Source organism: Hymenobacter sp. BT188 (assembly GCF_014333585.1).
Lineage (GTDB): Bacteria > Bacteroidota > Bacteroidia > Cytophagales > Hymenobacteraceae > Hymenobacter.
On record NZ_JACSCW010000001.1, the window covers coordinates 240,864 to 263,180 of the forward strand.

Sequence of the window (22,317 nt, forward strand, 5' to 3'; positions counted from 1 at the left end):
GTATATGATTTGACAATGTTTTTAGTAAAACAGGCGTAAAATGCTACGATGAATAGTACGTGGGCTGAATTTTGCTTTAGGAAACAAAAAAATGCGGGGGCTAACTGTTCAGCTTAAGGCCGACGCCCGCTAGAATAAAGATGTTACCTTACAAACATTATCCACCCTAACTGCAACACACCTATGATGTTCAAACCCTTACGAAATGGCGCAGATTTGCCCATTACCATAAACTTGGATCAGGTCGTTGCGTTCCGCCAGACGGAGGCTACTCCGGGCCTAATCGATGTTGCCATCATCATGACGCGCCCCGAGGCCGACATTACCATGAAAGCCATTCCGCAGGAAAAGGTAGAAGATCTGATTAGAGATATTCTGACCCGAGATGGGGAAATCAAGCCAAAACCCAAGCACATAAACTCCACTTTTTATAAGGCTGATGAGCGGTGGGAGCCGGGCGAACAATATAATTAGGCGCCAACTCCACATTGGTCTGAAATCAACTAAAAAAGCCCCCCCCAGAAAGCATCTGGGGGGCTTTTTTGCGGAAGTATTTTATATCTATGCGGTCATTGGGAAACCAGGAGCAAGACCCAATCGAGGAGGAGCACGCCCAATAAACCTACCACCGAGACGAGCGTTTCCATCGCCGACCAAGAGCGAAATGTATCGCGCACGGATAGATTAAAGTATTCCTTAAACAGCCAAAAGCCGCTGTCGTTGACGTGCGAAAATAGCAGGCTGCCTGCCCCGATGGCTAGCACCATCAGGTTCGGATTCACGGCTACCTGCGCCATGGTAGGCAGCATAATTCCGGCGGCCGTCAGGCCCGCTACCGTAGCCGAACCCAGGCATACGCGGATAAAACCTGCAATCAGCCAGCCCAGCAGCAAGGGCGGCAAACCGGTGCCCTGCAAGCCAGCAGCAATTGCGGAACTGGCACCGCTGGCAATTAATACTTCCTTTAATGCTCCTGCTCCGCCAATGATAAGCAGCAGCAAGGCCACATCGCGGATAGCAGAGCCGTAAATTTCCATTACCTCGTGCATGCTTTTGCCCTGCCCACGACCTAGGCTAAACGTGGCTACCAGTACCGAAAGCAGCATTACCACGCCCGGATCGGCGATAAATGCCAGGATTGGAGTCAGCGGTCCGTTGGGGGACAAAATTGCCTGCAAACTGAACACGAGCGAGAGCACCAGCACCGGCAGTAGGGAAGATAGAAAGCTATTCAGCCGTCCGGGTAATTGGTTGGTGGGGCGCGGCTCGCTCACGAACCCGGTCAGAGGCTGCGAGATAATGCCACCCAGCGTGCGACTATAGAAGATACCGGCAACCAGTACGGCCGGCACCGCCACCAGCAGCCCGTACCCGAACGTTAGGCCTACATCAGCCTTGAATAGCACGACCAGCGCCGTGGGGGCGGGGTGGGGCGGCAAAAAGCCGTGCAGGACGGAGAGAGCGGCAAGAAGGGGCAACCCCACGAACAGGGTCGGGAGGCGGTATTGGTAGGCTACCGAGAAGATAAGCGGTATGACCAGCAGAAAACCCACATTGTAAAACAGCGGAATACCGATGATAAAGCCCGTAGCCATCATGGTCCACTGAATGTTTTTGGCCCCCAACTGGCCGACAAGCACGGCGGCAATTTGCTGGGCAGCGCCACTTTCAGCCACCAGTTTGCCCAACATGGCGCCCAGCACTACCACCAACACCACCGAGCCCAGCGTATCGCCCAAGCCTTTTTGCACCGCAGCCAGCACCTGCCCCGGCGCTAGACCTAGCGCCAGCCCCGCGGGAATGGTAACCAGCAAAAAGGCCAGAAAGGCATTCACCTTACCCCAGTTGATGAGGGCGATGAGAGCCAGCACCGTCAGCAGGATGATGAGTAAAGTCATGGGGGCAAAATGAGGTGTTTGGTGTAGGTGCCCTACTGCACTTACCACCGCAAAAGCCAGCGAGCAATGGCTACTGGCTGCTGGCTTTTTTCCCTTTGGCAACGGGCGCAAAACGCAGCTCGCTTACTTGACCAACGGGCGCTTCTACTAGCAAGCGCAAGATATGGAAGCCCGGCCGTAAGATGGGGGTAGTAAGCGAAACCCTGGTCCAGTTGGTGCCGGCCGGGACGGTAATTGTGCCTAGTGGCTGCGTATCTAGCTCCAGCCGGAGGCGGCCAAGCGTAGTGCCCGGTTGCAGGCGCACCTCAGCGGTATAAGGCCCGCCCGCAGCTACCGTCACGGTAAAAGTGAGCCACTCGCCTGCTTCTAACTGACTCACGGCAAAACCATTGGTAGCGTCGGAGCTGGGGCTGATGTCTACGCCGTCGTTGCGGTAGGCCTTGCCTTGGTTGTGCGGCGTATGGTCGCGAAAATCGGTGCGGGCGGAGAAGCTGTCGTGATAGGCTACGCCGTCGCGGCCTAGGTCGTAATTGGTGGCGGAAATGGTGCCGGGAATAGTGTGGGAGGCAAAAGGTGCGCGCGTGCCGGCTGGCTGGGTGAGGGCCGCCAGCACATCCCAGTTTACCTGACAATTGGCAAACTGTACATTGCGCAGCAGCGCCGTCCGGCCTTGGGGCGTGAGCAGGCTGCCGTAGGGCGCCACGCGCAGCAAGCCTGCCCCAGAATCTACGCGCTTGATATTCCAGTGACACCAGCCAATATTCTGAGCGTTGAGTCCCTGCACGGCGGCCGCAAACCACTCATTAGCGTTCTCACCGGTTTCGCCTACCCACACTGGCACCTGCCAACGGTCGCGGAAAGTCACTAGGTTACGGATCAGGTTGACTTGATTCGGGTTCGGGTCGGTGGCGTCGGGCGCGTTGGAGCACCAGTAGCGGTGAGCGTTGTAGACAAGGTTGGTACGGTCGCTGACGCCCAGCTTATCGGGTGTGAGGTTGGTGTACTCGTTGCCGTAGCCGTTGCCTTCCAGCATGATCAGGTGCTGGTCACCCTGGGCGCGCACGGCCGTAATCAGGCGGGCATATAAGGCCCGCAGCTCCTGGTTATCGGGTGATAAGCCATTGGCAGCGTTCAGGTTGTGCGGCTCGTTGATGAGGTCATACATGGCAATGCGCGCGTCTTGCTTATAACGGGCTGCCAGCTTCTCCCATAAGCGCACAGTCACATCCTGGTAGATAAGTCGGCCCTTTTTGTCGCGCCGCTTCCACAGGTCGAGAGGCCGGAAATTGTCGTTGATATTACTGTCGGTGCCTTGGCCGCCGGGGGCCGCGTGCAAGTCCAGAATGACGTACATCTTGTTGGCCGCACACCAGTTTACAACGTCATCAATGAAGCGAAACCCCTCCAGATTTTGATCGGTGAACAGTTGGTTCTGGTCGTGCCAGGTGCTGAGCTGCTCTACGTAGGCCGATAATTGTGCCTCGCTGCGCGGGTTGCGAATAACGGCCGTGCGGGCGCGGCGCTGGGTTGGCGTCAGGAACAAATCGTAGTGGAAAGGCAGCCGGACGGCGTTGAATCCCTGCTTACCCAGAAAATCGATGTCAGCCTTGGTGATGAAGTTTTTACGGTATTGCCGATATAACTCCTCAACTTCCGCCTCGGGCATGGTACGCAATAAGCCCTGCTGAATACGCCACTGACTATTAAGCGAATCGGTGCCGAGGATGTAGCTTTCCTGGAGCAGCCAGCCGCCCACGTTGTAACCCCGCAGCACCACCTCGCGGCCGGTCGCATCCACCACTCGCGGCCCCGCCGCGTGCAAAGGGCTCAGCGTTTGAGAAAGGCAAAAAAGCCCCCCACCAAACAAGTAGTAGATAAGTAGGCCTAAATAACGGCCGGAAATAAGAAGTAGGCGAGGAGTTTGGAGTAAGGGATTGGTCATGATGCGGGACTTAAGACACTAGACACTTCCCCGGTCCGGCCATTCAACTGCCTGTTGGAGGCGATGATCAAACCATTTTTAGGAAGGAAGCAGGGAGGGAAAAGCGGCGCTTTTGGGAGCTGCCACTTCCGGATCGGCCCGATAAGGTAGAAGGCTTTCGTGAAAGAAAAGCCTCTTATTGCGCGCAAAAAAGCCTCCCAGTCGCTTGCCCAACGCTTAAATCACACTCTTATCCAACTCGTCAAATGCTTACTTGTAGCGCTTAAGCGAGCTTACAGGCTGGACAGCACGGTGGGCTTAGGCGCTTAAAAAACAATGCTGCCTCGGAAAAAATATGTCCTCTTCTTGATCTGGATTCGTGCGTGCAGACTTGCTTTCGAGGAATTGTATGAATCTATACCCCGCAAAGTAGCGTTGCATATAACTAGCATAAACAGCAAAAGCCCCCCATAAGAGGAGCTTTTGCTGTTTCATCAAATTAAGGCCCGCCTCCAAAAGCGGAGTGCCCACACGGTCTAGCTCACTTCGCCGCGCAGCACCTCCAGCGGCGGGCGCGTCAATACGTCGCGGCTGTTGAGCAGACCGATAAGCGCGGTGAGCGCCGTAGTGAGTAAGGCCAGCAGGAGCAGCGGACTAATCTGGGGGGCAAAAGGCACCTCAAAAACGAACACGCCTAACGCCCACGCCGCCATTACCGCTAACCCTAAACCGGCCACCGCTGAGAGTAAGCCCAGAAGCGCGTATTCGACCAAAGTGATGCGTAGAATCTGGGCTCTGCTGGCGCCGAGGGTGCGCAGCAGCACGCTTTCCCGCACCCGTTGGTAGCGGCTCACTACCACCGAACTCACCAGTACCAGCAGGCCCGTAGCCATACTGAACAAGGCCATAAAGCGGATTACGAAGGAGATTTTGGTGAGAATCTCATCCAGCGTTTGCAGAATCAAGCCTAAGTCAATGGCTGATACGTTAGGGTAATTCGCTACTAGCTCGCGCTGCACCGCGGCCAGGGTAGCATTGTCGGGCACGCGGGTGAGCAGCACATGAAACTGCGGGGCCGGCTCCAGCACGCCTTTCGGAAAGACTACCAGAAAGTTGGTTTGCACCCGGCTCCAATCGACGGTGCGGGTGCCGCCCACGATGGTGACGAGCGGAGCGCCTTGCACGTTGAAGGTCAGCGTATCGCCAATTTTAATCTTCAGCCGCTCCGTAAATCCATCATCGAAGGAAACACGCGGAATACCGTCTGGACCGACGAAAGGGGCCTTACCAGCAGCTAGGGTTTCGGAGCTAATGAGGGAATCGCGGTAAGTGACGCGATACTCCCGCCCCAGAGCCCCTTTGGAAACACCGCTGGTAGTGTCTTTTTTCAGCGCCGCCGCTGAGCGCCCATTGATAGCAGACAAACGCATTGTTACGACGGGAACCTGCTGCAACACGGGTAGCTTATTGCGCTTTACGAGTTGAGTGACGCCTTCGCGCTGGGCCGACTGAATATCAAACAGAACCAAATTGGGCTGCCCGTTGGTGGACGATATTTCCACTTGGCTTAGAAGCAGGCCCTGCAATAAATACAGCGTGGCCAATAGAAATACGCCCAGGCCAATAGAAACGGTGAGCAGTAGCGTCTGATTATTAGGCCGATATAAGTTGGCCAAGCCCTGCCGCCACACGTAGCTCCAAGAACTAGGAAAGTAGCGTCGGACCGCACGGCGCAGGCCTTCACCGAGTCCGGCTAGTACCGCAAACGTGAGTAATAAGCCCCCTGCAAAGCCTAGAGCCAGCTTCCAGTCGCGAGTTTGGAGGTAAGCGAAGCCGGTAATAAACAGGATAATCAGCCCGTATACCAAGCCCCGCAGTGGGTCCGGGCTTGCAGTGTCTTCTTCCAGCGAGGCTCGCAACGTGCGTAGCGGCGACACCCGACGGATGCTCAGCAAAGGCAGGAGAGCAAACAACACGGCCACAAATACACCCGTGAGAATACCTTCGGCCACCGCCGACCACGAAATGCCCACGCTCACCGTAACGGGTAGAAAACCTTCCACCACTTTCGGCAATAACAACTGCACGCCAGTACCCAATGCAGCTCCCAAAGTGGCCCCCAGCAGGCCCATTAGCGCCGTTTGGAGCAAATAAATCAGGACGGCCTGCCAGCCGCTGGCCCCCAGGCAGCGCAGCACCGCCACGGCCGCCACCTTTTCGCGCACATACAGACTGACGGCGCTGGCCACGCCCACGCAGCCCAGCAACAGCGCCACGAAAGCCACCAGATTCAGAAAGCGCGTGACATTCGTAAACGAACGACCCGTCTGGCGCTTGCGCTCGGCCACGGTGTCGCTGTCGATGTTGGCCTGGTCGAGGCGGGCCTCCAGAAGCTTGATCGTCTGGTCGACGTTGGTGCCGGGCGCGAACTGGTAGTAGGTGCGGTACTGAACCCGGCTACCGCGCTGCAACAGACCGGTTTGCTCCACAAACTCACGCGGAATAAATACCGTGGGCGCCACCGAGGCGCTGAAGCCGGACTGGCCCGGTGTCTTGCGCACCCGCCCCGCGATGCGGAAAGTCAGCTCGCCCACTTTAATAGAATCGCCAGGCCGGGCGGCAAACTGGGCCAGCAGCGCATCATCGACCAACGCCACGCGCTGATTGGCGGCGCCTGCTTCCCGAAATGCCGCTACGGCAGTGGTCGGCTCCGTGAGCCATTCGCCGTAGTACGGAAAGCCCCCCGTGAGGGCGCGCACCTGAGCTAAACGCACGCCCTGGCCTTTGGGAAACTGCACCAAAGAAGCAAAGGCGACTTCGTCGCTGCGGCGTTGGCCGAGCTGGCGCAGGGTGGTTTGGAGCGTGGAATCAAATGGCTGGTTGGCGGAGAGCACCAAATCGGCTCCCACCAGCTCGCGCGCCTGCTCGTCGATGCTGCGGGCCAGGTTGTCGCCGAAGCCGTTGATGCCCACCAGCGCCGCAATGCCCAGCACAATAGCCGAGGTAAACAGCAGCAAGCGGGAACGACTGCGGCGGCTGTCGCGCCACGCCATGCGCCAAAGCCAGGGAAGATTAGACATGAGATAAAAAACTCAGATTAGCGTTAAAAATGAAATAGGCGGTCTCATATTAGACCTTTATCAGCCCGTCATGCAGAGCGAAAGCGAAGCATCTCGCGTGCTGATGTTGGGTTACTAATCTCACTAAACACGCGAGATGCTTCGCTTTCGCTCTGCATGACGACCTGGAGGGTGTGGTGTTTGTGGGCTTCCTACAATCCCACCTGTACACTTTCCTGATTAACCGTATCCGAGACCACAGCGCCACCTTTGATGCGGACGATGCGTTGGGTGCGGGCGGCTAACTCTAAGTCGTGGGTGACGAGCACGAGTGTGGTGCCAGCTTCACGGTTAAGCTCAAAGAGGAGTTCTACTACTTTGGCGCTGGTGTCGGCGTCGAGGTTGCCGGTGGGCTCATCGGCGAAGAGGATTTTGGGCCGATTGGCAAAGGCCCGCGCCAAGGACACGCGCTGCTGCTCACCGCCCGAAAGCTGGGTAGGGTAGTGGTGGCCTCGCCCGCCCAGGCCCACGCGTTCCAGCAGTTCCAGAGCCGTTTTTGTGCCCCCGCGCACGCCGCGCAATTCCAACGGAACCAACACGTTTTCGAGGGCGGTGAGGGAAGGCAGGAGCTGAAAATTCTGGAAAACGAAGCCTACATGCTCGTTGCGCACGGCAGCGCGCTGGTCTTCACTGAGGTTGTCGAGCTGAATACCGTTGAGCCAGACGCTGCCCGCGCTGGCGCGGTCGAGGCCAGCGCACAGACCTAGCAACGTAGTTTTGCCGCTGCCCGAGGGGCCAACAATAGCGAACGTGTCTTGGGCCTGTAGTTCGAAGCTGACGGCCTCCAGCACCGTGAGCTCCCGGCCGCCGCTGGCGTATGATTTGGTGAGATTTTCTACTTTAAGCACGAAGGATGGGCGTATGGATTGTTAAGAGAAAGAGGCGAGAAGCAAGAGAGTAGCTGCATTCTAAACGACGTTTTAATCTTTATAATACTTTCTATCGTTAGGCATATACCTCAAAAAGGCCCCCCACGCATGAAAACCCTATTGTCTGTATTTAGTTGCTGCTTGCTGCTCACACTGGCTAGCTGCGGCTCCGATTCACAAACCACTACGTCGGTTGCTAGCCCGCCGGCTGCTGATAAAAAGCCCCCCACAGCGGGCGCCCGCACTATTCTGTTCTTTGGCAATAGCCTCACCGCGGGCCTCGGCGTAGAGCCGGAAGAAGCATTTCCGGCGTTAATCGGCCAAAAAATTGATTCGGCTGGCCTGGGTTATACGGTGATTAATGCCGGGCTAAGCGGCGAAACAACTGCTGGAGGCCGCAGCCGCGTGGGTTGGGTGCTGCGCCAACCCGTGGATGTGTTTGTGCTGGAGCTGGGGGGCAATGATGGCCTGCGCGGCCTGCCGCTCACCGATACGCGCCGCAACCTGCAAGCCATTATTGACACCGTGCGCCGCATCAGCCCGCAAACCCAAATCGTGCTGGCCGGCATGCAGATTCCGCCCAACTTAGGCGCCGATTACGCCACCCAATTCAAGCAGACGTACATCGATCTGGCCCGCGAAAACAGGCTGGTGCTCATTCCTTTTCTGCTCGAAGGTGTGGGCGGCGTAGCCAAGCTCAACCAGCCGGACGGTATTCATCCCACGCCCGCTGGCCACCGTCTTATTGCTCGTACCGTGTGGAATATTCTGCAACCACTACTTAAGCAGCCCGTAGCGGCCGATGCAGCCGTGAGGTAGTACAAGCCAGGTTGCGCCCTGTTAAGATTTCTTGCCCGAAACGGCTTGTTGTTGCACTAACTTCTCGGCGCGAAATAAGTCGTCGCTGGCTTGCAGAATCTTCGCGCGCAGTTTCGGATTATACTTGGGGTTATTTGTGATAAATGCGCGAACAATGCGGGCTGCGGTTGACGATTGGTAAGCGCCAAACGTAGCCTGTAGCCAGGAGTAGGGGAAGAAAATGTCGCCCGTCTGCTGAATTTTGGCCAGCAGATTTAAACTCTCCGGTAGATATTTTTCAGATGATTCGGCTCGCAACGGATGATGCAAATACCCAAGCGCGGCGACTACCCAAGCTTCTTTGCTACGGTTCTTTTCTTCTTTTAACGAAGAAAAAAACGCATCCCTGATTTTTACGTCAGCTGACAGTGCAGGCATCAGAAATTCTATACGCTTTTTGCGGTCTTCATTCTTGATTCGGGCCAGCTACTTCTGCAGGATATCGCCGTCGGAGCCGTAGTCGCGCACGGCCAGCGCCAAGGCCAACGCGGTGTAATCGTCCTCCGTTAATTTGACGCCATTCGGAGCCTTTTCAGTCGCCCACACATCGTATAATTTGGCTTGCGCGGCGGGTGTTAATGCTACTGATTGGTAAGCTTTAAACAGCTGCTTTTTTGCGTTGCTATTTGGGTTTTGCTGCATCGCCTGCCAAATCTCGTTTTCCAGAGCCGGAGCTAGTTCAGGGCGTTTTGTGGGGGGCAAAAATTTCCAGAAAATATCGCTCAGCTGGCTGGTCAACAGTTTCAGATTTAGCTCCTCTTTTTCCTGAGTTAATCCTTGGCGCGTGAGCTGCAATAGTTGCAGCGGCGTCACTACTTGGCCGTTCAACATGTTCTCGTACAAATTCACGTAAGCAGCCGCCCGTGCCACCGGGTTTTGCAGCGCAAATACGTTAGGGGGCATTTTCTTATCTACCGGAAATAGGCCGTAGCCAAGACCCGTTGAATTGAAAAGAATATACGTGGGCGCAGGCTCGTCTTTTAACGCGTTTAGCGTCACTTGGCGCTGATCCATTGTCACCGTAAACTCTTTTGTAAAATTTGGGTACACCAGCGTTATTTCAAATAGCTGCGGCCAAATCCGATCCGACTTATCCTCGGCTTTTTGCGTCAGCGTTAGCTTAGATATTTTGCCCCCCAGTGTCTCCAAATCATACTCAAATACAGGGCGGCCGGGCTCATTTACCCACACCTGGTTCCAAGCTTGCAAATCGGCCGGTGTGCGAGCATCCAGTATGCTAATTAAGTCGGGCCAGGTGGCGTTGCCGAAGGCGTATTTGCGCAGATATTCCTGCAAGCCCTTCTGAAATTGTTCGGGTCCCATTAGCCGCTCCAATTGCCGCATCATAATGGGTGCTTTATGGTAAATAATGTTGCCATACATCGTGCCCGCATCCTGCAAATTATCCAGTGGCTGCCGAATCGGATTGGCGCCTTTAGTACGGTCAATGCCGTAGGCGGCTGGGTAATGATCCAGCACGAATTTGAGCTCGTAATTAGAATTTCTGACGGCTATTTGAGTGATTTTATCGGCCATGAAATTGGCAAATACTTCCTTCATCCATACGTCATTAAACCACTGCATCGTCACCAAATCGCCAAACCACATATGTGCGATTTCGTGAGCAATAAGACTAGAGCGCGCAAGCTTCTGATCCTGCGTGGCGCCTTCATCCAGAAACAAAGTAGCCGCTTTATAATCAACGGCACCCACGTGCTCCATACCCCCATATTGGAAATCGGGAATGGCTACAAAATCAAACTTTTGGAAAGGATAGGGGATGCCCGTGTACGTCTGCATAAATGTCAGCGCATCGCTATGAATCTGGAATATTGGGTCCAGACTTAGCCGCATTTTGCTCGGGTCAGTTTCGCGATGCAGAAACTGCATAACGCGGCCCATTTCCGTGCGCGAAATGCGCTTGAATTCACCAGCTACAAACGAAAATAAATAGGTGCTTATCGTATCCGATGGAGCGAAACGATAGGTCTTATTTGCCGCAGTTGTGGTTGAATCTTGTAGTGGCCCATTAGCCATGGCTTGCCACTGTTTTGGCAGAGTCAGAGTGAGCTGAAAAGTTGCCTTTAAGCTAGGCTGATCAAATACTGGAAACACCGTGCGGGCGCGGTCAGGTACTAATAGCGTATACAAAAACGCGTCGCTTCGATTCAAGGATAAATCACCCGCGATAAACTCAATATCGACCTGGTTTTTGCCCGCTTTTAAATTTGTAGTCGGAATAATAATGTGCTCGTCGTGGTGGTCAATGGTAACGGGCTTTTTATTGACAACAAGACGTTTGAGATGATCGGTATTCTCTTTAAAATCGAGTTGTAGGGGGGGTTTATTTTCACTTAAAATAAACGAGACAGATTCGGTAGCCAGAATAGGTTGCTCCTTGGCCGCTGGAATAGTAAAGTGCAGGGTATAGGCTAGATCCGATATCACTTGTCGGCGGTAAGTAGCCAACTCATGTGAAACACCTGTCTCTACTGCTATATCCTTCGTTTTCACGGCTTCGCTACAACTAACCAAGAAGGCAAAAGCGAATGAAAACAAATCTAACTGGATGTATTTACTTAACCTGATTCTCATAACTGAAAAGCAGCGAAAGGAAGCAAAATACCAAACTAAATAGCGGACAATTGACGAACAATAGTTCGTTCATCTTCTGCCCACTACGCTGATGTCGACAAATAAAAAAGCCCTATTAGAGTGACAACGTGTGCCACCCCAATAGGGCCTCAATTTACTTGCTTCAACTAGCTTTGCTGTTCTACCAAGCGCTTCAGCTTATCATACGTTTGTTGCGACTGCGTGTGCTGACGCTCTACTTCCTGGCGCAGAGTACCAGTTAGGTTACGGTCGCTGAGGGCTTCTTTGTAGGCTTTTAGCGCCCACATTTCGCCATGAATGTTGGTAGCCAAAATTGTCTTTTCGCTGTGGCCGGTCACGGCAGATGTTGCTTCCATGAAGCGACGATAGATCTTGCCTTTAATCGTGGTGCCGTCTTCGCGCTCGCCGCCTTGCTGACGCAGGTGGTTGTTGAGCTCATTAGCAAAGCGCTGGCTCTGACTCACTAGCTGCTTGTAGTAGCCTGTAAGCTCTGGGTCCTGGCTTTCGTCGGCTGCTTTTTTGTAGCCCTCGATCCGGTCATTTACGAAGAGGAGCAACTCGTGCAAGGTGTCGGCTTTTTTATTGCCGGTGCCTTTTTTTCGATTAGTCAACAGAAGACCTACCCCTAGTGCAATGGCTGCGCCACCAACTACTTTTTGGGTGGTGCTGAGCTTGTTGTAGCCGGTGGTAGCCTTCGTGCCCAAATCCTTTACTGAGTTGGGTAACTGGCCGAGCAAATCGGAGACGTTATTTTGGTTGACCCATTTCTTGGCCTGGTCAAGCAGCTGGCCTGAGCCTTGTGACTGCGTTGACGTACTATTTTGCGGAGATGATTGCTGTGATTGGTCCATGACGTAATAAGTGATATAGTAATAGGTGTGCTTACGTCGGGTTGGGATAACTAGTTAAGTTGAGCTTGCTTAATCAAGGAGCTACTTTAGCGTCAAGCCCGATATTTTTGTCGATTTTCACCAGTAATTTCGAGGTTATGCCTACATCCATAGATGTCTGTAGGCCAGCAAATTCTACCAAGTGGCGCACTGTATGTGGGCTCGGTATGAAGGAGTAAAGCAGACGCATTAGTAGGGAATTTCACCCGCAAAAAAAGAATTGAATTAACTTAATCAGCCGATGCAAAACCGACGTGGGGGGCAAATTCAACAACCCCAACCCCAGATTTATCCATTGGGCGACTCGGGCATCGTGCTGCAACTCAGCCGCGTCTACAACGCGGAGGTCCAGCAACGTATTCGCGCCTGCTGCACCTACCTTGACCAGTTGAGCGTGGAGGGCCTGCTAGAGTACGTGCCTGCTTACACGACGCTCACACTGTACTACAACCCGTGGCTGGTGAGCGAGGAAGGGCGCCTCGACCCCTACGCTCGCATGACCGAAATAGTGCAGACAATGCTGGCGCAGGCGCAAACTCCTCAGCTGAAAGTAGTACCTACGCTGGTAGAAATACCGGTGTGCTACGGCGGAAAATGGGGCCCGGATTTGGAAGAAGTAGCCCACCATGCGGGTTTGTCAGAAGCCGAGGTGATACGGCTCCACTCCGAGCCGGAGTATGTGGTGGCCATGGTGGGGTTTGCTCCCGGATTTCCCTATTTAGCGGGCATGAACGAGCAGATAGCCACGCCCCGCAAGCCCCAGCCCCGTACGCTGGTGCCGGCTGGATCGGTGGGAATTGCGGGACAGCAAACGGGGGTATATTCCATTCCTTCGCCGGGCGGCTGGCAGTTGATTGGCCGCACGCCCCGACGGCTTTTTCGCCCTCGCCAAGAGAACCCCAGCTTGCTGCGGGCGGGCTATCAGGTACGCTTCGTGCCCATTACGGCCGCGGAATTTGAGCAGCAAAACAGACATGAGTCTTAGCATCATCAGCCCCGGCCTCCTGACTACGATTCAGGATTTAGGTAGAATCGGCTACCAGAAAGAGGGCATAATCGTGAGTGGGGCGATGGATGCGCTGGCGCTGCGCGTGGCAAATTTGCTGGTAGGCAACCAGGAAGACGAAGCCGGTCTGGAAGTCACGCTGCTCGGTCCCAAGATTCGGTTTGATGAGGATCAGCTTATCGCGCTTACCGGCGCCAATTTGGCTCCCGCCATCAATGGGCAGGTGGTGAAAATGAACCGGCCCATCTTCGTGCGCCAGGGTAGCTTACTACAATTTGCCCCCCAGGGCTCTGGTTGCCGTACCTATATAGCGGTGGCAGGCGGCCTGACCGTGCCCACGGTGTTAGGCTCTCGCTCCACGTATCTGCAGGCGGGCATTGGCGGCCGGCAGGGGCGGGCTTTAAAAACCGGAGATGTAATTGCCTGCCCCGGACCACCAGCAGTAGCTAAACAGTTCTGGCAAAAAATGTTCGCTGCTACTCCCCACAAAACCTGGCTGCAAGCCTCTTGGATGCCCAGCCCCGAGCTGTATCAGGGGCCGCAGGCTAACCCCAGCATCCGGGCGGTGCCGGGGCCGGAGTATAGCCTGTTTTCAGCCTCTGGTCAGCAGAATTTTTGGGCCCAGGAATACACCGTGACGCTGGCCTCCAACCGCATGGGCTACCGCCTGCGTGGCGACGGCACGGCCCTGGCCTTGATGCAGCCGGAGGAAATGCTCTCCAGCGCCGTTACCTTCGGCACCGTGCAAGTGCCCGCCGAGGGTAACCCGATTGTCTTGCTGGCCGACCACCAAACGACAGGCGGCTATCCACGCATCGCTCAAGTAGTTACGGCTGACTTTTCCCTGCTGGCGCAAGTGCCGCCGGGGGGCAAAATTCGCTTTCAAGAGGTGTCGCTGGCCAAAGCTCAGCGCTTGTACTGCCAGCAGGAACTGAATATCAGACAGCTTCAGCAGGCGTTAAGACTTAAACTGGCTGGTTGAAAAAAGATAAGTATGAGCCGAAAAGAACGTCATGAAGAGCAGAGCGAAGCATCTCGCGTGTTTAGTGAGATTAATAATCTAACGGAGCGAGCGAGATGCTTCGCTCTGCTCTGCATGACGTTTTGGAGTCATTGTCATAAAAAAGAATAGATGAATAGATCGTTTACCGTTGACTTAAATTGTGACATGGGGGAAAGCTTCGGCGCTTATAATCTAGGCAACGACGAGGCTATTCTACCTTATATCACCTCCGCCAATATTGCCTGCGGCTTTCATGCTGGCGACCCAGCCGTGATGCGCAAAACCGTGCGCCTCGCCCTCCAGCACCAAGTCGCCATCGGTGCCCACCCCGGCTTACCGGATCTGGTAGGGTTCGGCCGCCGCGAAATGGCAGTTTCCCTGGAGGAAGCCTTCGATATGATAGTATACCAAATAGGGGCACTGGGGGGCTTTCTGGCGGCCGAAGGAAGCAAGCTCCACCACGTAAAACCGCATGGCGCCTTATACAATATGGCTGCCGTAAATGCGCCGCTGGCAGAAGCTATTGTTGAAGCCGTGTACCGCGTGAATCCGGAGCTGGTGCTCTACGGCCTTGCTGGAAGTGCGCTAACCAAGGCCGGCACCAAGCTAGGCTTGCAGGTTGCCCACGAGGTATTCGCCGACCGCACCTACCAGCCCGACGGCACCCTGACTTCACGCCGCTTGCCAAACGCCCTGCTCACCACGCCCGAAGAGGCCGCCCAGCAAGTAGTGCGTATGGTAAAAGAAGGCAAGGTCCGCTCCCAGCAAGGCACCGACGTAGCTATTCAGGCCGATACCATCTGCATCCATGGCGACGGCGCCCACGCCCTCGAATTTGCCCGCCACATCAAGCAAACCCTACAAAATGAAGGAGTAAGCTTGCAAGCGTTTAGAAAAGCTACCCAATGAAGCAAGCCAGAAACTGGAGCGTATTGTTAGGGGCGGGTTTTCTGATGGCGACGTCGGCGGTTGGACCGGGCTTCCTCACTCAAACTACTGTATTTACCCAAGCATTGGGAGCCAGTTTTGGCTTCGTTATCCTGGCTTCTATCCTGATTGATCTGGGTGTACAGCTCACCATCTGGCGCGTAATTGCAGTGTCCGAAATGCGGGCTCAGGATATTGCTAATGCCGTGTTGCCGGGCCTGGGGGGCTTTATTTCCTTCCTGATTGTGCTCGGCGGCCTAGCCTTCAATATTGGTAACGTGGGCGGCGCTGGGCTTGGTCTGCAAGTGCTGTTTGGGATTCCTGTCGAAGTTGGGGCGGCCATATCTGCGGCCCTCACCATTGCTATTTTCCTGGTAAAGGAGGCCGGCAAAGCCATGGATCGGTTTGCTCAATTCATGGGCCTACTCATGATTCTGATCATTGTGTATGTGGTGTTCACGTCCTCACCGCCGGTGGGCGAAGCGTTAGTTAGAACTTTCGCCCCCACGAAGCTGGACGTAATGGCCATCGTGACGCTGGTGGGTGGCACGGTGGGTGGCTACATCACCTTTGCCGGGGGCCACCGCCTCCTCGATGCCGGGGTGAAAGGTACCGCCGCCCTGCCCCAGGTAATGACCAGTGCTGTTTCGGGAATCACGGTGGCTTCCATTATTCGGGTGCTGTTATTTCTGGCATCATTAGGCGTTGTCAGCCAAGGCCTGACCATCGCCGCCGAGAATCCGCCGGCGTCCGTATTTCAACTGGCAGCAGGCAATTTTGGCTACAAGCTGTTCGGCGTGGTGATGTTTGCGGCGGCCGTTACCTCCGTAATAGGGTCGGCCTACACATCAGTTTCCTTTATGAAGTCCTTTCATCCCAGCATCAGTCGGCACGAAAACCGCCTCATAATCGGCTTTATTCTAATATCTACTCTCATATTTATAACCATTGGCAAACCGGTCAGCCTGCTCATCTTGGCTGGGGCCCTGAATGGATTTATTCTACCTGTCACGCTGGCTACCATGCTAGTAGCTGCCTACCGTAAAAAGGTGGTTGGCGAATACCAGCACCCGCTGTGGCTGGCCATTGTGGGGGTGGTAGTAGTGCTAGTAATGACGTGGATGAGCGTCCAGGTTTTTGCGCAACAGATTGGGGGGCTTTTTAGCTAAAGCACTTCGCTGCTATGATTTAGTCGGCGCTGAAAAGCTTCCAAAAATTTCCCCACATGGTACCCATCGGCTAAGCCGTGGTGCACATGCACCGATACAGGCAGCAGCCGGGTGGCACCATCGAGGTACACCTGACCATATGAAATCTTGGGGCAGCTATCGGCGTGGCGGAAGCTGCGGGCGTGCGATAATGCCGTAAAGCGTACCCACGGCACGGCTGAGCAGTGCAGTACATCGGGGCGGGCGGTAGCATCGGAGAGGCGCAGGCCGGTGCTTTGTTGTACGGCGTCTATCTCACGGTTTGCGGCGGCTACGAAATCGGGTAGCGAGTCGCGTAACTCGATAAAGGAAAAACCAAACGTGTGGTCGGGGCGGCCAATGGTGGCTGAAGCGTGCACCCGGTCGTAGCACACCACCTGCTCGCCCTCGATGCGGTAGCGAAACTCCTCCACTTCCTGGGCCGCCTGCAAGGAATGATATAGGTAATACAAAAAGAAAGGGACACCATGGCGCTTTGCTTCGACATATGCTTGAGTGCAGTCCACGTTAGCAGTCAGACCAAAGAAAGGCTCGTCGAAGGTTGAAAAAAACGCGAAATGCTCCCGGCGAGGCCATTGAGCGAGGTCAATCAGGTGTTTCATGAGCCGCAAGTTCGGTAACTTCATTCAGGCCCGAGCATTTCGGAGCTCTGTCTGTCCTACTTAGATTAAATATGTAAACTAGTCTTCAACCCGAAAGGCTAACTTGCTACTCCTTTTTAATGCTTATCCATGCTTGCTTCCAAGTGGTACGGTTTGATCGGTGTGCGTACGACCGAGGTCAAAACCGTATGGCTATTCTTTCTGCATAACTTTCTGCTAGGCATCGGTACCATTCTGGTGTACGTGTCGGCCAACGTTATTCTGCTCGAAAACAACCCCGAGCGCAACCTGCCGCTAGCTTATGGTTTGGCCGCGCTGGCCATGATGGCGGCGGGCAAGGCTTACACTTATTTCGAGCATCATTTGCCTCTGCAACGCCTCGCCGTGCGGGTATTGCTGGCTGTGGTGGCGTTTACGGGGGTGATAAGTGTGCTGGTTGCCGTAGGTCATTCGATGGCTGCCGCCGTAGCTATTATGGCTGGCTACCGGGTGATTTATCTGCTGACTAACCTGGAGTTTTGGGGCGTGTCGGCGGTGGTGTTCGATGTGCGCCAGAGCAAGCGGCTCTTCGGCCTAATCGGGTCAGGAGATATGCCGGCGAAGGCTCTGGGGGCCATTTTGGCGCTGCTCGTCCACGCCCACACCGATCTGCTGTTTCTGCTGTTGCTGGCTCTGGGAGCCTATTTGGGGGCGTTGTACACCTTGCGCGCTACGCTACGCTCGCACGCGGTAGAGGCGCGGCCTACTTCCCGTCCGCAGCGCCTAGCTAGCCTGGCGCCAGGGTTGCAGCGCTGGTTCGGCGACAGCCAGTTGGTACTGTCTACATGCCTGAGTATCACGGCTATTGCGGCGGTTACGGCGGGCGTAGAGTACTCGTTTTTCGTCAACGTCAAGCACAAGTTCCACGACCAGGCCACCGTGATGCGCTATGTGAGTAGTGTACTGGTAGTCACGTATTTGATGGCAATGATCTTCAAAATCCTGCTCACTCAGAAAGCCCTGGAGCAGGTTGGTATTCGTCGGATGCTGGTGGCGCTGCCTGCGGCTTTGCTGGCTGGGCTGGTGCTGTTTGGCGGCTTATGGCTCGTTGGGTCCGACGATTCGGTGCTGCTGCTTTACTTCTGCGGCTTGTATCTGGGGCTGGAAGTGCTCCGCCGCGCCGTATTCGATCCTGTGTTTCTGGTGCTGTTTCAGCCGCTTTCCCCGCCCGAGCGGCTGCGGGCCCACACACGGGCCAAAGGCTTCTACGAGCCGCTGGGAATGGCGCTGGGGGGCTTTTTATTGTTTGCCCTGCACGATTTGCCCGGCCTTAATGAATGGGCGCCGTTTGTCTGGATGAGCCTGTTTGCTGCGGGCGCTTTGTTCTTTTTGCACCGCACTTACGGCCATTATATGGCTGAGCTCCAACATGCCCTGAGTCGCCGCTTTGGTAGTTCGGCAGAAGCGGTCGTTCTCACGAGCGAATTCTTGGCCGAAGAGCAGCTGCCAGCTAGCCCAGCCGAAGTACGAGCCCTTATTGACGCATTGGAAGACAGAACCCAGCGCCGGGCGGCCACAGCCCAGCTGCTACAACTGGATTCCACCGTCCTACCTGAGCTGATTCAAACGCTGGAATCACCCACGGCGAGCGATGCGCAGGTACGGCGGGTAGCGCAACTGTGCGCCCGTCAGCCAGTGCCTGCCAGCCGTCAAGCACTGGTCGCGCTAGCTCGTCGCGCCAACCTGCACCAGCGCGAAACAGCGCTGCGCGCCCTGCGCCCCATGGAGCAAGTGAAAACCGATGAGCCAATCTTTCAGGCATTGGTGCAGGAGGAAATGCGGCTGGCGCATCAGCTGTTGCAGGGCATTGCTGCCTTTAGCCACGACGAGCTGCGCCGCTGCCTCTATTATGAGCTGGCCAAAGTGCAGCAACGAATTTTTGGGCTGCTTTTCCAGCTTTACCCCTCGCATATCATTGCCGATGCCCAGCGCGGCGTAGACCACGCGGCCCGTGAGCGCCAAGCCAACGCCCTCGAAATTTTGGATAACATTATTCCGCGTTCCCTCTATCAGGGCCTGCAAGCTTTGCTTGATGTAGCGCCGGTGGCGGAGAAAGTGCGTGTATTTGATCGGCTGCTTGGGCCGCTAAGCCAGCCTGCGCGCGTAGTTCCGTTTATTGTTGAGCAGGGGGAAAATGCCTTTTCCGATTGGACCATCAGTGTAGCCCTGCGCCATTGGCATGCCGAACCCCACACAATCAGACTGTTATTACCGTATATACATAGTTCCAACTACCTTATTCAGGAAAGTGCCTTCTTTGTGCTAAAAAAGCTGTCGGAGCGTCAACCTGAACTCTATGAACAGCTTACGGATGTCGAGCCAGCCCTACCTGCCCTGCTTATGAGCCACACCCACGCTACCACTGCTACCATCTCGGCCCGCGACCGGGTGCATATACTTCAGCAAACCGCTTTGTTTGCCGAAACGCCCGAAAACGTGCTGAGCAGCATCGTGCCCATTATGCGGGAAGTAAGCTTCCGCGATGGGCAACAGATTTTTGCCAAAGGCGACCTGGGTACTTCGCTCTTTATCGTGTACGGAGGCGAAGTAGGTATTTTCAACGGAACCCAGCACCTCACTACTTTCCGCAAAGGTGACTTCTTTGGCGAGCTAGCTTTGCTCGATGCCGAGCCTCGCTCAGCCTCCGCCGTTGCCCAAGGTGATGTCGTCGCTTTCCGCCTCGATCAGGAGGACTTCTATGACGTGATGGAGGAGCGCAGTGAGGTGTTGCGTAACATCATGAAGGTGCTCTGCCAACGCCTGCGCCGCCAGAATGAGAAGATGCAAACCCAAGCCCCACTCAGCAATCCGGCCTGATGCTGGGGGGTAAATTTGCCCCCCAGCATCAGGCCGGATATATTAATTCAGTCTAAAACGATTATTCCACCTTGAATGCGGCTTCCTGCACATCGCGGGAATTACCACCAACAAACACCTGAAAGTCGCCGGGCTCCGATACGAACTTCAGGTCGTTGTTATAGAACTTCAGATCGTCGGGGGTGAGGCGGAAGGTGAGGGTTTTGCTTTCGCCTTTTTTCAAGGTCACCTTCTGGAAGCCTTTTAATTCCTTTACTGGCCGGGTAATAGAACCAACCATGTCGCGGATGTAGAACTGGGCGGTTTCCTCGCCGTCAACGTTGCCGGTGTTGCGCACGGTCACGCGCACTTCGAGGGGCTCATTTTGTTTGATTGTAGTCTTGCTTAGCTCTGGCTTGCTGTAGCTGAATGTGGTGTAGCTCAGGCCGTAGCCGAAAGGATACAGCGGGTCGTTGCTCACGTCCAGGTAGCGCGACTTGTACTTGTCGAGCTTATCAGTACCGTTAAAGGGGCGGCCGGTGCTCTTGTGGTTGTAGTAGAGCGGCACCTGGCCCACAACCTGCGGAAACGTAGCCGTGATTTTGCCCGATGGATTATAGTCGCCAAACAGTACGTCGGCAATAGCGTTGCCGCCCTGCGTGCCCGAAAACCAGGTTTCTAGGATGGCATCGGCGTTTTGATTTTCCCAGCTTAGTGCCATTGGTCGGCCGTTCATGAGCACCAATATTAGCGGCTTACCAGTCTTTTTCAGGGCTTTCAGCAATTCCATCTGCGGGGCCGGAATGCTGATATCGGCGCGGCTAGCTGCCTCGCCCGTCATGCCCTGCGACTCACCTACAGCGGCGACTATCACATCGGCACTTTGGGCTGCTTCCACAGCCTCCTGAATCATGGCTTCGGGCGTACGCTTGTCGATGTTGAGCTCGCCGCCGTGGGCGTTGAGGCGCTCAATCATCTGCGCATCATCGGTAATGTTAGCGCCGTGGGCGTACACTATCTTCACACCGCTTGCTACATTTTTGATGCCTTGCTCCAGCGAAACGGCTTGTTTCCAGTCGCCGGCGCCGCTCCAGCTACCAATCATGTCGCGTTGACGGTTGGCTAACGGACCTATTAGTGCAATCGTACCGGTCTTTTTGAGGGGCAGCGTGTTCTTATCGTTTTTGAGCAACACCATACTCTTGCGACTGATGCTACGCGCATCGGCGATGAACTCTTTCTTCATCATGGTTGCTTTGGCGCGCTTTTCCGTCACGCTGCGGTAGGGGTCCTGGAATAGACCGAGCTTGTATTTAGCCTCCAACACCCGGCGGCAAGCCAAGTCAATTTGCTCCTGCTTGACGGTGCCGTCTTTCAGGTTTTTTGCCAGGTTTTTCAGGAAAATCTCACCCACCATATCTTGATCCGTACCTGCGTTCAGCGCCAAGGCCGACACTTGCGTGTCGTTGCCCATGCCATGCGCGGTCATTTCGTTGATGGCAGTATAATCGGTAGCCACAAAGCCGTTGAATCCCCACTGCGTGCGCAGTAAGTCGGTCATTAGCCATTTGTTGCCTGTGGCGGGAGTACCGTTGATATCATTGAATGATGTCATTACCGATCCCACTCCGGCTTCGATAGCAGCTTTATAGGGGGGCAGATATTCGTTGTACATGCGCACTAGGCTCATGTCGGTGGTATTGTAGTCGCGGCCGGCTTCAGCGGCACCGTAGAGGGCAAAGTGCTTGAGGCAAGCCATCACGTTGGTAGGTTTGCTCATGTCGTTGTCGGTGCCCTGGTAGCCGCGCACCATCACGCGGGCAATCTGGGAGCCTAGGTAGGGGTCTTCGCCGGCACCTTCGGCAATGCGGCCCCAGCGCGGGTCGCGGGCAATATCCACCATGGGCGAGTACACCCAGTTGATGCCATCGGCGGCGGCTTCCTCGGCCGCAATACGGGCGCTACGCTCCATGGCTGCTAAGTCCCAACTGGCGGCCATGCCCAGTGGAATAGGGAAGATAGTGCGGTGACCATGAATAACATCATAGCCCAGAATCAGCGGAATCTTGAGGCGCGATTCTTTCACGGCCAACTCTTGCAGCTTGCGCGCCGCCACCGGCGTGTAGGTATTGAGAACCGCGCCCACATTACCTTTCCGGATGTTGGCGTCCACGTCTTTGCTGACCACCGGCCCCGTCACGTCGAAGCCCACCGACACCAGATTCAGCTGGCCGATTTTCTCGTCGAGGGTCATCTTTTTCATCAGCGCCTCCACAAACTGATTCATTTTCTGGGTATTGACACTGGAAGGCGGAGCAACAGCGGTCTGGGCTTGCAGCGTCGGGCTCAGCAGGAGCCCCATAGACAGAAGTAAAGCGGTGCGGAACGTTCTTTTCATGTGGGAAAGGATAGGATGAGATTATGGCGCAAAAATGAGGAAAAAAGCCCCCCAGTAGTATTACGAATGCTCAGCTTAGGCGGCCATTTGAAAACGTTTGTCATGCAGAGCGGAGCGAAGCATTTCGCTCGTGGTAGTGGGATTACTAATCCGGCGTCAGCACGCGA

Annotated in this window: 16 protein-coding genes; 7 read left to right on the forward strand and 9 right to left on the reverse strand. The window is 55.2% G+C overall.

Going from position 1 to position 22,317, the window contains the following annotated elements:
- Window positions 1-183 precede the first annotated feature (183 nt).
- The gene (locus H8B13_RS01045; protein WP_187308979.1) at window positions 184-474 is read left to right on the forward strand and encodes a hypothetical protein; all 291 of its coding nucleotides are present in this window, start codon (window positions 184-186) and stop codon (window positions 472-474) included.
- Between the two features lie 95 nt (window positions 475-569).
- On the opposite strand, the gene H8B13_RS01050 is transcribed toward H8B13_RS01045, so the two are convergent.
- The 4 genes from H8B13_RS01050 to H8B13_RS01065 all read right to left on the reverse strand — a co-directional run bounded on the left by H8B13_RS01050 (window position 570) and on the right by H8B13_RS01065 (window position 7,786).
- Window positions 570-1,898: a gluconate:H+ symporter gene (locus H8B13_RS01050; protein WP_187308980.1), complete on the reverse strand. Its 1,329-nt coding sequence runs from the start codon at window positions 1,896-1,898 to the stop codon at window positions 570-572.
- Window positions 1,899-1,968: 70 nt separating this feature from the next.
- Window positions 1,969-3,840 (reverse strand): cellulase family glycosylhydrolase, encoded by a 1,872-nt coding sequence (locus H8B13_RS01055; protein WP_187308981.1) that lies wholly within the window; start codon window positions 3,838-3,840, stop codon window positions 1,969-1,971.
- A 515-nt stretch (window positions 3,841-4,355) separates the two neighbouring features.
- Window positions 4,356-6,899, reverse strand: a complete 2,544-nt coding sequence (locus H8B13_RS01060; protein WP_261990177.1) for an ABC transporter permease — start codon at window positions 6,897-6,899, stop codon at window positions 4,356-4,358.
- Between the two features lie 191 nt (window positions 6,900-7,090).
- A complete protein-coding gene (locus H8B13_RS01065; protein ID WP_315985091.1) occupies window positions 7,091-7,786 on the reverse strand; it encodes an ABC transporter ATP-binding protein in 696 nt (231 codons plus the stop codon).
- Window positions 7,787-7,915: 129 nt separating this feature from the next.
- On the opposite strand from H8B13_RS01065, the gene H8B13_RS01070 reads away from it, so the two are divergent.
- Entirely contained in the window at window positions 7,916-8,626 is a 711-nt protein-coding gene (locus tag H8B13_RS01070; protein WP_187308982.1) for an arylesterase, read from the forward strand.
- 21 nt (window positions 8,627-8,647) lie between these two features.
- On the opposite strand, the gene H8B13_RS21475 is transcribed toward H8B13_RS01070, so the two are convergent.
- The 3 genes from H8B13_RS21475 to H8B13_RS01080 all read right to left on the reverse strand — a co-directional run bounded on the left by H8B13_RS21475 (window position 8,648) and on the right by H8B13_RS01080 (window position 12,132).
- A complete protein-coding gene (locus H8B13_RS21475) occupies window positions 8,648-9,043 on the reverse strand; it encodes a hypothetical protein (protein WP_315985092.1) in 396 nt (131 codons plus the stop codon).
- Window positions 9,044-9,091: 48 nt separating this feature from the next.
- Window positions 9,092-11,179 (reverse strand): M1 family aminopeptidase, encoded by a 2,088-nt coding sequence (locus H8B13_RS01075; RefSeq protein WP_315985093.1) that lies wholly within the window; start codon window positions 11,177-11,179, stop codon window positions 9,092-9,094.
- 248 nt (window positions 11,180-11,427) lie between these two features.
- Window positions 11,428-12,132, reverse strand: coding sequence for a PA2169 family four-helix-bundle protein (locus tag H8B13_RS01080; RefSeq protein WP_187308983.1), 705 nt, complete (start codon window positions 12,130-12,132; stop codon window positions 11,428-11,430).
- Window positions 12,133-12,412: 280 nt separating this feature from the next.
- Here H8B13_RS01080 and pxpB point away from each other — a divergent pair, with 280 nt between their 5' ends.
- The 4 genes from pxpB to H8B13_RS01100 all read left to right on the forward strand — a co-directional run bounded on the left by pxpB (window position 12,413) and on the right by H8B13_RS01100 (window position 16,276).
- Window positions 12,413-13,156 (forward strand): 5-oxoprolinase subunit PxpB, encoded by a 744-nt coding sequence (gene pxpB, locus H8B13_RS01085; protein WP_187308984.1) that lies wholly within the window; start codon window positions 12,413-12,415, stop codon window positions 13,154-13,156.
- On the forward strand, window positions 13,146-14,159 hold the full coding sequence (locus tag H8B13_RS01090) for a biotin-dependent carboxyltransferase family protein (RefSeq protein WP_187308985.1): 1,014 nt from the start codon (window positions 13,146-13,148) through the stop codon (window positions 14,157-14,159). Before pxpB ends, H8B13_RS01090 begins: the two co-directional genes overlap by 11 nt.
- Before the next feature lie 150 nt (window positions 14,160-14,309).
- Window positions 14,310-15,089: a LamB/YcsF family protein gene (locus H8B13_RS01095; protein WP_187308986.1), complete on the forward strand. Its 780-nt coding sequence runs from the start codon at window positions 14,310-14,312 to the stop codon at window positions 15,087-15,089.
- A complete protein-coding gene (locus tag H8B13_RS01100) occupies window positions 15,086-16,276 on the forward strand; it encodes an NRAMP family divalent metal transporter (RefSeq protein WP_187308987.1) in 1,191 nt (396 codons plus the stop codon). The genes H8B13_RS01095 and H8B13_RS01100 overlap by 4 nt, the downstream gene beginning before the upstream one ends.
- Here H8B13_RS01100 and H8B13_RS01105 read toward each other — a convergent pair.
- On the reverse strand, window positions 16,273-16,917 hold the full coding sequence (locus H8B13_RS01105) for a chloramphenicol acetyltransferase (RefSeq protein ID WP_187308988.1): 645 nt from the start codon (window positions 16,915-16,917) through the stop codon (window positions 16,273-16,275). The genes H8B13_RS01100 and H8B13_RS01105 overlap by 4 nt on opposite strands.
- Window positions 16,918-17,046: 129 nt before the next feature.
- Between H8B13_RS01105 and H8B13_RS01110 the strand changes: the two genes are divergently transcribed.
- Window positions 17,047-19,773: a cyclic nucleotide-binding domain-containing protein gene (locus H8B13_RS01110; RefSeq protein WP_187308989.1), complete on the forward strand. Its 2,727-nt coding sequence runs from the start codon at window positions 17,047-17,049 to the stop codon at window positions 19,771-19,773.
- Window positions 19,774-19,834: 61 nt separating this feature from the next.
- On the opposite strand, the gene bglX is transcribed toward H8B13_RS01110, so the two are convergent.
- Window positions 19,835-22,150 (reverse strand): beta-glucosidase BglX, encoded by a 2,316-nt coding sequence (gene bglX / locus H8B13_RS01115; protein WP_261990178.1) that lies wholly within the window; start codon window positions 22,148-22,150, stop codon window positions 19,835-19,837.
- Window positions 22,151-22,317: the final 167 nt, after the last annotated feature.